Origin of the sequence: Mucilaginibacter rigui, assembly GCF_014773275.1 — a bacterium.
GTDB lineage: Bacteria > Bacteroidota > Bacteroidia > Sphingobacteriales > Sphingobacteriaceae > Mucilaginibacter > Mucilaginibacter rigui_A.
The window spans coordinates 756583-769108 of sequence record NZ_JACWMW010000001.1; the positions used below are offsets into that span (position 1 = coordinate 756583).

General features: G+C 46.0%; 9 protein-coding genes and 1 pseudogene. 1 reads left to right on the forward strand and 9 read right to left on the reverse strand.

Features of this window, described 5'->3' with window-relative positions:
- Positions 1 to 44: 44 nt before the first annotated feature.
- Positions 45 to 119: pseudogene (locus tag IDJ75_RS21435) on the forward strand (AgrD family cyclic lactone autoinducer peptide); the annotation flags it as partial.
- On the opposite strand, the gene IDJ75_RS03520 reads toward IDJ75_RS21435, so the two are convergent.
- The 9 genes from IDJ75_RS03520 to rhaT all read right to left on the reverse strand — a co-directional run bounded on the left by IDJ75_RS03520 (position 97) and on the right by rhaT (position 12321).
- Positions 97 to 930 (reverse strand): SGNH/GDSL hydrolase family protein, encoded by an 834-nt coding sequence (locus IDJ75_RS03520; RefSeq protein ID WP_191174216.1) that lies wholly within the window; start codon positions 928 to 930, stop codon positions 97 to 99. The pseudogene IDJ75_RS21435 and the gene IDJ75_RS03520 sit on opposite strands and share 23 nt — an antisense overlap.
- Complete coding sequence (locus IDJ75_RS03525; RefSeq protein ID WP_191174217.1) at positions 927 to 3611, reverse strand: glycoside hydrolase family 78 protein; 2685 nt, start codon at positions 3609 to 3611, stop codon at positions 927 to 929. The genes IDJ75_RS03520 and IDJ75_RS03525 overlap by 4 nt, the downstream gene beginning before the upstream one ends.
- 7 nt (positions 3612 to 3618) lie before the next feature.
- Complete coding sequence (locus IDJ75_RS03530; RefSeq protein WP_224746466.1) at positions 3619 to 4215, reverse strand: LutC/YkgG family protein; 597 nt, start codon at positions 4213 to 4215, stop codon at positions 3619 to 3621.
- Positions 4212 to 5588, reverse strand: a complete 1377-nt coding sequence (locus IDJ75_RS03535) for a lactate utilization protein B (RefSeq protein ID WP_191174219.1) — start codon at positions 5586 to 5588, stop codon at positions 4212 to 4214. The genes IDJ75_RS03530 and IDJ75_RS03535 overlap by 4 nt, the downstream gene beginning before the upstream one ends.
- A gap of 1 nt (position 5589) precedes the next feature.
- Positions 5590 to 6324 (reverse strand): (Fe-S)-binding protein, encoded by a 735-nt coding sequence (locus IDJ75_RS03540; protein WP_191174220.1) that lies wholly within the window; start codon positions 6322 to 6324, stop codon positions 5590 to 5592.
- Complete coding sequence (locus IDJ75_RS03545; protein ID WP_191174221.1) at positions 6321 to 7703, reverse strand: FGGY-family carbohydrate kinase; 1383 nt, start codon at positions 7701 to 7703, stop codon at positions 6321 to 6323. Before IDJ75_RS03545 ends, IDJ75_RS03540 begins: the two co-directional genes overlap by 4 nt.
- Positions 7704 to 7715: 12 nt before the next feature.
- Positions 7716 to 8990, reverse strand: coding sequence for a TIM barrel protein (locus IDJ75_RS03550; RefSeq protein ID WP_191174222.1), 1275 nt, complete (start codon positions 8988 to 8990; stop codon positions 7716 to 7718).
- Between the two features lie 71 nt (positions 8991 to 9061).
- Positions 9062 to 11179, reverse strand: a complete 2118-nt coding sequence (locus IDJ75_RS03555) for a bifunctional aldolase/short-chain dehydrogenase (protein WP_191174223.1) — start codon at positions 11177 to 11179, stop codon at positions 9062 to 9064.
- A gap of 59 nt (positions 11180 to 11238) precedes the next feature.
- A complete protein-coding gene (rhaT, locus tag IDJ75_RS03560; RefSeq protein ID WP_191174224.1) occupies positions 11239 to 12321 on the reverse strand; it encodes an L-rhamnose/proton symporter RhaT in 1083 nt (360 codons plus the stop codon).
- Positions 12322 to 12526: the final 205 nt, after the last annotated feature.

The following is a 12526-nucleotide window of genomic DNA, read 5'->3' on the forward strand; positions in this document are numbered from 1 at the left end:
GCGCATTTGGTTGGTAAATATCGTTTAGTAACACCTCGTGATATTGTTTATGCATTTTCTACCAACCAAAAGTCCCGATGGGACTTGAAACTCTTTTTAGCGAATGCCCAGCTTTTTAAAAGCTCTCACAACCCTTTTGGCGATTATCTCATTCCCCTTATCAGACGGGTGCAGGCCATCATAGGTAAGTTTTACTGCATCAGGAGGGTAGGGGTAATCATCAGTTTTGGGGTTGAATGGTACTTCTGTTGATTGCGGATAGGTATAGTTCGTATACTCACCCGTTTTAGGATCTTTTAACCGCTTGAAATTAACCAGGTTCTCAATTTTTAGCGATGGGTCATGGTACAGGTCTACAACCGGCACGTTCTCGTATTTCCCTATTGCTATTACTGCATTCGCAAACTCCTCCAGAGATTGCCCGTTTTTCTTTTTGTACGAGCCATAAGCGTTGTTATTGGCATCGGCTATGTAAACAAAATCGTTGCGCTGCATGGGGGTTATCAAAACTATTTTGGCCTGCGCGTTCAACCCGCGGATCTTGTTGACGATGATGCGGAATGACCCATACACGGTTATATTACCCGTGGCATTTTTATAATCTTCTATCGTGCCAACAGGCCTGCCTCCCCACCAATCGTTTGTGCCTAAAAAAATAGAGTACACATCGGCCTTAACGAGGCCCAGTTTTTCTATATTTTCGGCAATACCGCCCGATGTCCACCCGTTATGCCCCTGGTTAATATATTTTATATTAGGTAACCGTTCGGTAACCCCGGTTAAATAACCTTTGGTAACCCGGTTGCCGGTTTCATCGGCATGATCGTTCAGGTAAGTGATAGAATCGCCAATGGCTACCCAGGTCACTTCTTTTTGGGTGAACGAACAAAGCAAAAATGCGGCTACTAATACAATCAGGTACTTTTTCATGGTTTAGTATGCGTAACTGGGTTTATAAACGATTTACTGGTGAAATGATAACTTCCGGAGCCGATCTGTTTGGTTTTATAACCTTCTTTTTCATTGTAATCGGGCACAAAAACGGTAGCGGTGGTGTTGGCCGGTACATCAACATCAAGGTAAAAGGTATCACCGTCTATTTTCCAGTTGGATGTTAGTTTGCCATAAGGCGTTTGGTAACTGGCATTGGCGTAAGTTAACTTACCACCCACGGTAGGCTTAATAATTATTTTTTTATAACCCGGTCCGTCAGGGTCGGTATCAATACCCGATGTTACGCGGTACATCCAATCGCCAATGGCGCCGTAAGCATAATGGTTATAGGAGTTCATGGTCGGCGTTTCAAAGCTGCCATCGGGTTTAATACCGTCCCATCTTTCCCAAATGGTGGTAGCGCCCATTTTAATAGGATATAACCACGAGGGGTAAGATTCCTGCAGCAACAGTTTATAAGCAACATCGGCATAACCAAACCTGCTTAAAGCGTGGCATAAATAGGGCGTGCCCAAAAAGCCGGTGGTTAAGTGGTTGCCATAACGGGTTATGTTATTAGCCAATCTTCCGGCAGCTTGCTCGCGCAGTTGTTCCGGCAGCATATCAAATGTTAAAGCAAGTGCATAAGCGGTTTGCGTGTCAGACGAGATGAGGCCGTTTGCCGTTACATACTCGTTTACATATGCCGCCTTTATTTGTTGCAGCAATAGTGTGTAATGGTCAGCATCGGTTTTATTACCTAAAGCGGTGGCAGCGTTTATCAATAATTGGGTTGAATAGGCGTAAAAGCACTGCGCTATCAAATACTTGCTCGTTATTGCCGACATGCCGTCCAGGTCGTTCTCTACACTGTAAAATAGCCAGTCGCCAAAGTGCCACCCGGTGTTCCAAAGGTTATTTTTAGCCTTCTTCTGCATATAATCAACCCAGGCTTTCATACTTGGGTATTGGTTTTGCAGCAGTTCTTTATCGCCGTAGGCTAAATACATATTCCACGGCACTACCGTGGCTACGTCGCTCCAGCCGGTAGCGCCGCCATTTTGCCCATCGTTTTGCTTAAATACATCCGGGATGATATGCGGCACGCTGCCGTCACTGTTCTGGTCGGCGGCTACATCTTTCAGCCATTTGGTAAAAAAGTTGTGCACGTTCATGTTAAACGATGCCGTGCGCGAGAACACCTGCGCGTCGCCTGTCCAGCCTAAGCGTTCATCGCGTTGCGGGCAATCGGTAGGCACATCTAAAAAATTGCCTTTCTGTCCCCATTGTATGTTGTGCTGCAACTGGTTCAGCATCGGGTTTGATGTGGTGAATGTGCCAGTAGGTTCCATATCCGAATAAACGGCCACCGCGGTAAAATTAGCCAGGTTTAAATCCCCCGTAATACCTTCAACCTTGATGTACCGGAAACCCTGCCAGGTAAACTGCGGCTCAAAGTATTCGTCGCCCCCGCCTTTTAAGATGTATATGTTTTGCGCCTTTGCGCCCCGCAGGTTTTCAATGTAAAAGTTGCCTGCCTTATCCAAAACTTCTGTGTGCGACAATTTTATCGTATCGCCTGCTTTGCCATTGGCTTTTACCTCTACCCAGCCCACCAGGTTTTGCCCAAAGTCTATCACCTTCTCGCCTTTTGGGGTTGTAATTACTTTTAGGGCTTTAAAGGTTTCGTGTTTTTTTACAGGCTCGTTGTAAGTTGCTATTAAGTTCTCTTTACCATAATCCTGCACTTTTACTGGAGTCCATTGGCTGTCATTAAAACCGGGTTTGGCCCAATCCTTTTGTACCAGGCGGGCATCTATGGTAGCGCCATTATAGATCTCGGCATACCTTAGCTCGCCCGTAGCCGATTTCCAGCTCCCGTCAGATACAATGGTTTCATGTGTGCCATTGGTATAAGTAATTTCTAACTGAAACAATAAGCCCACATCTTTACCATAATGGTTGGGGCTGGATACCAGCGTGCTGCGGTACCAACCGCTGCCTACCTTAGCGCCGATGGCATTTGGGCCTTTAACCAGCATTTTGGTAACATCATAAGCCTGGTATTGCAGGCGTTTGTGGTAGCTTGTCCACCCCGGTGTTAGGTACTCGTCGCCAATTTTTGCGCCGTTTATTTGCGCTTCGTATAAGCCATGGGCGGTTATATAAGCAAATGCGCTTTTTACCGTTTTGTTAAGCGTAATGCCCTTGCGAAACATAGGGCTTGGTTTGTTAACGGTATCGCCTGTATAACCGGGGCCTATCCAGCTTGCTTTCCAATCTGTTGGCGACAATAAACCCATGCGCCACGTAGCTTTTTTGCTCCATGGAGAGGCGTGCCCCTTATTATCCCAAACCATCACTTGCCAAATATAGGCCGTGCGTGAGGTTAACGCCGGGCCTTTATAAGCTACATATATGGATTGACTGCCTGAAACTTTGTTACTGTTCCAGATCAGCTTATTATCAGCTGCCGTATATACCCTGACCTGGTACGCCGATTGAAATACGTTTTTTGCATTACCGGCTGCAATTTGCCAGCTAAAGCGGGGCGCTTTAATATCAATGCTGTTAGGGTCGTTCTCGTTTTCGGTAAGCAGCCGTTCTGCGCTTAACTGTGCAAAACAGCTTGATCCCAAAACAAGGCATAGCGATAATGTAAGTAGGTTTTTGATCATTGTAAAATTAATCTGAGGGTGGTTTGATTAAAAATATAGTCATGCTGCGGGAGCCGTGCGCACCCAAAACAAGTGATTGTTCAATATCCGCGGTTTTTGACGGCCCGGCTATAAATGTGCCGTACCCGTAATGTTCATTACCGATTTTTTCATAGGCCTGGTGCATATTGGCCACCAGGTCATCCGCATTTAAAATAACAATAAGGTGCTGGCAAATAAATGGTAAAACCCGTTGGCTTAACAGGTATTCGGTTATCCAAACCGCACCGTTCTCGGCCACGCCAAAGTGAGCTTTTATGATAGCCAGTTCTACGTCCTGTAGAGAATGGGGCAGGGGCGATGTATTGCCTGATAAGATAACATCTGACAGCCCGGCAACCGAACTTATCACGCGATCACCGGCCTTGTTAATACTTTTTATATAATCGATAATATCACCGTAACTACCCGCTTTGATCACCTTGCCGCCAATAGTGGTAAGCGTTTCGGTAAATTTAGCCTGCAGGTTGATGCTATCCGCAGGGATTACTACCTCCGGCAACACCTTTAAGGCAGGCTGGTTAGCGCGTACGGCGTTCAGGATTTGTTCTCTTGTTGTGCTCATGCCTTCCTGTTTTTTGCGTACCATTCCCCAAACGATTCTTTCGGTGGTTCGGGCATATCGCGCTGTTTATACCAGAGGTTCAGTTTATTATTTACCGCAAATGGCGCATATTTCATCACAAACCTGCCTGCCTTGCCGCCAATGTGATAAGCAGTAGGTGATGATAAGGTTAAGCTCATGAGTTTCATGGCTGCTTTTTTGCCTGCCGGGGCGTACCCGTTTTGTACAATAACCTGCCGCCATTTATAAAGCTGCTGGTGGATATCGATCTTTACCGGGCATACGTTTGAGCACGACCCGCACAGCGTAGATGCAAAGGGCAGATCGGCATATTTTTCCATATCCAGGTTTGGGGCCAGTATAGCGCCTATTGGGCCTGAGATGGCACTGTGGTAACTGTGCCCGCCACTGCGGCGATAAACCGGGCAGGTATTCATACACGCCCCGCAACGGATGCATTTTAGCGAGTTTCGGAAATCCTCGCGACCAAGCTGTTTGCTGCGGCCATTATCAACAATAATGATATGGATCTCGGTACCCTCTCTTGGTTTACTAAAATGACTGGAATAAGTTGTAATGGGCTGCCCTGTAGCACTGCGGGTAAGCAGCCTTAAAAATACGCCCAGGTTTTTACGTTTTGGGATGATCTTCTCTATCCCCATACTGGCAATGTGGATCTCGGCAAGGTGTGCGCCCATATCAGCATTGCCCTCGTTGGTGCAAACCACAAACTCGCCGGTTTCGGCAACCGCGAAGTTTACGCCCGTTAAGGCCGCCCTGCGGGTTAAAAAGGTTTCGCGCAGGTGCTGCCTGGCTGTTTCTGTTAAAAATTGTGGGTCGGCGTTACCTGCCGGCGTACCTAAATGCAGGTGGAAAAGATCACCTATTTCTTCTTTCTTTTTGTGGATGCAAGGCAAAACGATGTGGCTCGGCGGTTCTTTGGCCAGCTGAACAATGCGCTCGCCCAGGTCAGAGTCTATCACCTCAATGCCGTTATTCTCCAGGTAATCATTTAAATGGCATTCCTCGGTAAGCATCGATTTGCTTTTTACCATTTTGGTGATGCCCTTGCTATGCAGCAGGCCCAGTACAATGTTATTATGCTCATCCGCATCTGCCGCCCAATGTACTATGATGCCATTTTTTTGCGCGTTTTCTTCAAACTGCACCAGGTACCCGGCCAGGTTTGATAATACGTTGTCTTTTATTTGCGAGGCTGTTTCTCTTAATAATTCCCATTCGGGCAGGTGGTTAACGGCTTTATCGCGCTTCTGGCGGATCCACCAAAGGGTTTCATCGTGCCAGTCTACACGTGCTTCGTTTTTATTGAATACGTCTGCTAATTCTGCGTGGTCTTTTGTTTCCGTATGCATATCAGTCGGCGTTTAATATTTCGGCTAAATGCAGCACTTTTACTTTGCTGCCACGCCTGTTTAAAATTCCTTCCATATGCATCAGGCATGACATATCCACCCCGGTAATAAACTCCGCGCCGTGGCTTAAATGATCTTCCACCCGGTCTTTGCCCATCTTGGCAGATACGGCTTCCTCTGCAACGCAAAAGGTACCGCCAAAACCGCAGCATTCGTCAATACGGCTAAGGGGGACTATCTCAATTCCCTTCACCATTTTTAAAAGACTGTGAGGTTTTGAAAATGGTGCGGCCACCAACTCGCTCATTTGCGATAGGTGTAAGCCGCGCTGCCCGTGGCAGCTTTGGTGCACCCCAACTTTAAACGGGAATTTGGAGGGTAATGACTCTACTTTTAAAACATCGGTTAAAAACGAACTGAGCTCATATATTTTGCTACTGATGCCTGCCGCACCGGCTTCATGCTCGTGGCTATGTAAATGCTCTTTGATATGCAGCACACAACTACCCGATGGTGCAACAATGTAATCAAACTCCGCAAAGTTTTTAATGAATAATTCATTACACCCGCCTGTAAGATGCTCAAAGCCCGAATTGGCCATTGGCTGGCCGCAACAGGTTTGGTTTTTAGGGTAGCTTACAGTTACGCCCAATTTTTCGAGCAATTGCAGGGTGGCAATTGCCGCGCCGGGGTAAAACTGGTCTACATAACAAGGGATAAACAAACCAACTTTCATATGCTAATGGTTTGACTGGCCGAATAATATTTCAATTGGATAATGTCGTTTGGTATAGGTTTCCGGTTCCACTCTTTGTGGATGGCCAATGCCGCACCTACAGCTGTAGCCTGCGCCATGGATGCCGAAAATACTTCAATTGTTGGAAAAGCCAAAGCAAGCAAGTGCATAAAAACACTGTTTTTGCTAAAGCCGCCATCAACAAATATGCGTTTTACGGGGGTGCCTTTCAGCACCAGCTGCGTAGCGTAAACCTGTAAGTTTATCAGGTCGAGTACCAGTTGATGATATGCTTCTATATCATTGTGATATTCGGATAAATCCCTTTTCTCAAAAGCCGATGTTTTGGCGTTTGCATCCTGCGTAACCGTTTGTTTTTTTGCTTTCAGATAACTGATGATCTCGGGATCGAACGCTACATTCCTGTATTTGATCACATCGGTTTTAAAGTGTGCGGCAATCCTTTTAACCTGCTGCTCGTGCTCATAACCCGAAAATAACCGGGATGCTTTTACAGGTTTGCCCTGGTATTGCAGATAGCTGAGGCAATCATCTTTTAATTCCTCTTTAGTTAAAGGCAACTGGTTAAAAGGGTTTAAACTGATACACCAGGTACCGGTACTGATGAGTACGAAAGGCTCATTAAAGTTAACCAGGTAAGGGATCAGCGCGGCAGAACTATCATGCAGGCCAACGCCTACCTTATAATTATTGCCGGGGAATAGGGCGGGCAATACTTTGTTAGCAGGTTGTATCGACGGCAATTTTAACGCGATGCCTTCATGCTGTGTCCATTCGTGGTAGCGGTTTTTTTCAAAATCCCACAGGCAGGTATGGCAGCCAATGCTGGTAAGGTCAGAACAGGCTTTGCCGGTGAGCAGATAGCTCATGTATTGCGGTAAATGCAGAGCGTACTTTATCTTATTAAAAACTTCAGGCTGTTCATACTTTAAACGGTACAGCTGCAAGCCGGAGTTTAAACTGCCCAGCACCGGCGATGCGGTTTGTACACTCACCAGGTCTTTACCGCCATATTTGGCATAAAATTGCTCGCTTAATTCTTCCGGATAACTTTTTAGGTAGTTATATAGTGGGGTAAGCGGTTTGCCATCCTCGCCCACGTAAATAAAGCTTGCGCCATAGGCAGAAAAATTAACCGCCTTTACCTTAAACTCATTCATGCGGAAAACCTCGCTCAACGAATCGAACACCGAAAGCCTGAGGCTTTCAATGTTTTCGCAGGGGTAGCCGTCCTCATCTACAGTTTCTAAAAAGCGGGCTGTTTTCTCAAAAACTATCTGGTAGTTCTCATCAAACAGGAACAGCTTTTTATTGGTCTTCCCAACATCAAATATGGCTATAACGGGTATCGCACTCATATCGCTTTTGTTTTATAAGCCTGTTGCCACTGTTTTTAAGCCGCGTTCTTTTATCAAATTATTCCTAACGTCTATCTTACGATAAGCGCTGATAGGATCGAGCGAACCACCTGCCTGCAAACTTGCTTCTGCTATCAGCGGGCGTACATCTGTGCGGTATGCCTGTTGTAATATCTCCTGTGCAAGCGCGACGTCGTTACCTTGTTGTGCTGCTTTTAAAGCCTCCGTATCTATCAGTAATGCCTGTGCGTAAGCTATTTTTATAGCCTGTACCGATTGTAATAAGTCTTCTATTGGGTCTTTAACATTGTGCGATGCATCAATCATCCAGCCGATAGATGTTGCATGCTCCATGCCGCGGGCATCCATACCTTCAACCAGTTCGTTAAATATCAGGAACAACTGGTATGGGTTGATGCTGCCAACGGTCAAATCATCATCGCCATATTTAGAATCGTTGAAGTGGAAACCGGCAAGTTTGCCTTCCATCAACAGCAGGGAAACGATCTGCTCGATGTTTGTATTTGGCAGGTGATGGCCAAGATCAACCAAAGTAGCCGCCTTATCTCCCAGTTTATTGGCTAACAGTAAAGATTGGCCCCAGTCGCCGATGGTAGTGGAGTAAAAATTCGGTTCGAATGGTTTGTACTCTATCCAGATCTTCCAGTCGTTTGGCAGTGCGTTGTAGATCTCCTGTAAGCTCTTTTGCGTGCGCTGAAAAGCCTCCCTGAAGTTCAGTTGCCCGGGGAAGTTTGATCCGTCGGACAACCAAACCGACAGAGCCTTTGAGCCAAGCTCCTTACCGTAATTAATTACCTGGATGTTATGTTCTATAGCTTGCGCCCTCACCGCTTTATCTACGTGATGCAACGAACCATATTTGTAACTGTGTGCTGCATCCGCCTGGTCCTGGAAGGTGTTAGAGTTTACCGCATCAAAATGAAGGCCCAGGTGTGCTGCCAGTTGTTTTATAGAATTAGCATTATCAGGAATATCCCAGGGGATATGCAGCGAAATAGAATTACTTGATCTGTTAAGCGCGTGGATAACGCCAACATCTTCAATTTTTTCTTCCAGGCTGCGTGGCTCGCCGCCGCCGCTAAACCTGCCAAAGCGTGTACCGCCGGTGCCCAAGGCCCAGCTTGGAATGGCGATGTTAAAGGCCTGCAGCTTGGTTAAAACGTTATCGAGGTTATTTACATCGGCTGCTACGTGCTCAAAATTGCGCTGATGTTTTTTGGCTAACTGATGGTTGTGCTCATCAATTACATATTTTTCTATCTGCATCTTCTCTGGTTTATGTAGGTGTAAAGCCCCACCGGCCATTGGTTTGCCGGGGGGACTGGATATTCTATTACTTATCGTACAAATGCTGTGGCAACGCCGCCATCAACATTAAGCACATTACCGGTTGACTTGTTGAGCAAACCACCTGCAAATGCGAAGCAGGCGTTAGCTATATCATCAGGTAAAATGGTTTCGTTCAGTAATGTACGTTTTGCGTAGTAAGCCGGTAATTCTTCAACAGTAATACCGTAAGCTTTGGCGCGGCCTTCGGCCCAGCCGCCTGCCCATATATTGCTATCGCTTATTACGGCATCCGGGTTAACCACGTTCACACGGATCTTATCGCCGCCCAACTCGGCCGCGTTTAGCCTGCTCAGGTGTAATTGCGCCGCTTTCGCGCTGCCGTAACCGGCATTGTTAGGGCCGCTTACCAGGGCGTTCTTGCTTACAATGTTGATAATATCACCACCAATATCCTGTTTTTTCATTACAGATACCGCAGCCTGGGTAACAAAAAACTGGCCTTTTACCAAAACGTCATAAAGCAGGTCCCAGTCTTTAGCTGTGGTATCGCCAATGGTTTTTGAGATAGATAAACCCGCGTTATTTACGATCAGGTCTACACCGCCAAATTGTAGTGCTGCGATATCCATAGCCGCCTTTATCTGGTCGGTGTTGGTAACATCCATCTGCGCTAAAGCGTAAGCATCTTTACCAAAAAGGCCTTTAAACTCTTCTCCTGCACCGGCTAAACGCTCGGCGTTCATGTCGTTAAGTATAACAACAGCACCTTCCTGTACAAACTTTTTAGCAATGGCTTTACCAATGCCACCGGCACTACCGGTTACCAAAGCAACGCGGCCCGATAAGGCTTTTGGTTTTGGCATACGTTGTAATTTAGCTTCTTCCAGCAACCAGTATTCAATATCAAAAGCTTCCTGGCGTGGCAGAGAAGTGTATTCAGAGATAGCCTCGGCGCCTTTCATTACGTTGATGGCATTGGTATAAAACTCGGCGGCAACACGCGCGGTTTGTTTGTCTTTAGCAAAGGTGAACATCCCTACACCCGGGTAAAGTATTACTACGGGGTTGGCGTCGCGCACAGCAGGGCTGTTGGGATGTTTGCAGGTGTTATAGTAATCGGTATACATTTGGCGGTAGGCCTCAAATGCAGGTGTAAGTTTTTCTTTTAAAGCAGCTACATCGCTCAGGTCGTCGGCAGCATTAAGGTCTAATACCAGCGGACTGATCTTGGTGCGTAAAAAGTGGTCGGGGCAGCTTGTTCCCAGTGGGGCCAACCTGTCCAGGTCGTTTGAGTTGATAAACTCCAGTACGCGGGCATCATCGGTAAAGTGGCCTATCATCGATGTTTTTGATGAACAGAAACCACGCAGAATAGGAGCTAAAGCCGCCGCTTGTTTTTTACGATCATCCGCAGCAAGGCTTTCCAGTTTTTGGCCCCCAAATACAGGCGCTTTTTTACCGTAGTTCTCTTCTAAATATTCGGCACATTTTTCGATTACCTCAAGCGTATTTATATAGCTTTCGTAAGCGGTATCGCCCCAGGTGAATAACCCGTGCGAGCCCAGCATGATACCACGGATGCCGGGGTTGTTATCAAGGCATTCTTTCAGTTGCAAGCCAAGGTCGAAACCCGGGCGTTGCCAGCCTACCCAACCAATAGTACCGCCGAACAGTTCCTGCGTTATCTTCTCACCGTCTTTTGCTGCCGCGATAGCAATTGCAGCATCTGGGTGCAGGTGGTCGATGTGTTTAAAGGGTAAGAAACCATGCAACGGGGTATCAATAGATGGCGCTTTGGAGTTAAGATCGAAAATGCTGTGGTTAAACAGTTCAACCATTTCGTCTTCGTGCTCAATGCCACGGTAAACGTTTTTCAGGCTCCTCAACCTGTCGACATATAATGCAGCCAGGCCACTCTTTTTAAGCGTACCGATGTCGCCGCCCGAGCCTTTGATCCACATTACTTCAACCTCTTTACCGGTTAAAGGGTCTTTATCAGTTACCTTGCATGAAGTGTTGCCGCCGCCGTAGTTGGTCAACCGCAGATCGGCGCCAAGAAGGTTTGAACGGTATATCAGTAAAGCTACCTCGTCTCCGGCTAAAGCTGCCGCCTTAGCATCGTCCCATAAGTAGCTTACATGTTTAAATTGTGTTGTAGTAGACATATGTTTAAATTGCTGATTTTCGAATTGTTGATTTCTTATTGTTGTATTGTTATTTATTTTTAAGGCTTTATTGAGTTGCCATAACCTACCACCAAAACCGATATGATGATGGTAGCTATACCGGCTATAACTGTATATATTGCTTTTTTACTAACGCCTTTCCATTCCTTTAACAATAAGCCCCAGGTATTTGCGATGAGGATAATAAAGGCCATATGCAGTATCCACGAACTGGCGCCATTGCCCAGCTTGCTTTCGCCCATGCCGTAAAAAAAGAACTGCAAAAACCAGGTAGTACCCGCCAGGGCCGAAAAGATGTAGTTTTTTAACAGCGGCTTTTGCCCATCGGTATAGTTACTGAAGGTTTTATTACGGGCGTTCAATATCATACACCAAATGAAATTGGTAGTAAGGCCACCCCAAAGTATTACTATATAAATAACATTGTTTTGGAACAGGAAATTGCCCGCGTTTGGGTGTAATACCTTCCATGCTTCATTCGCGGTATCGGCCATTGATTTGCCGGCCTCAATACCGAAATTAAAACAGGCGCTTAACACACCCGATACAATGGCTACAAAAATGCCAAGGCCAAAACGGTATTCTTTATTCTCTTCGGCTACGGTTTTGTTTTTAGATAGTTCTTTTTCTTTAAGCGTACCTGCTTTTCCGCAAATGATGATACCTAAGGCACAAATTACAATGCCCAGTAAAACCATTTGGCCCCAGTTGCTATGCAGCATCATGCTGAAGCTATCCTTACCCTCTTTTGGGAAAAAATTATAATAAACCGATGGGATGATAGAACCAAACACCGCACACAGGCCCAGTATAATGGTACTGCCCAATGATACCCCTAAGTAACGCACACCAAGGCCATAAGTTAAACCGCCTATGCCCCAAAGCAAACCAAAGAAATAGGTGAGCGCAAGGATCTGCCCGTTTGTTTGGGCAATGATATCTGTAAAATTAGGGATGGTTAACCATGCAGCTACAGGTGGCACGATCAACCAGGAGAAGATGCCGCCTACTATCCAGAAACTTTCCCAGGCCCAGCCCTTTACTTTTTTATAAGGGATGTAAAAGCTGCCGGAGGCAAAACCACCGATAAAGTGAAATATAACACCGAAGATTGCTTGCATAATTTAGGAATTGGGTTTATTATAATGGTTAAGGCAATGATAAAGGTAACGGTTTGTTTAACCATCCCTATCTGTTACCTTCTCAAATCTAAATAGGTCGGCAATAATCAATGGTATAGCTGGGCATAGTTGAATTGATAATTTAAGATACTTTCGAAAATGCTTACCCGGTAAGCACCAATTAACCAATACCGCTAACGCGTAC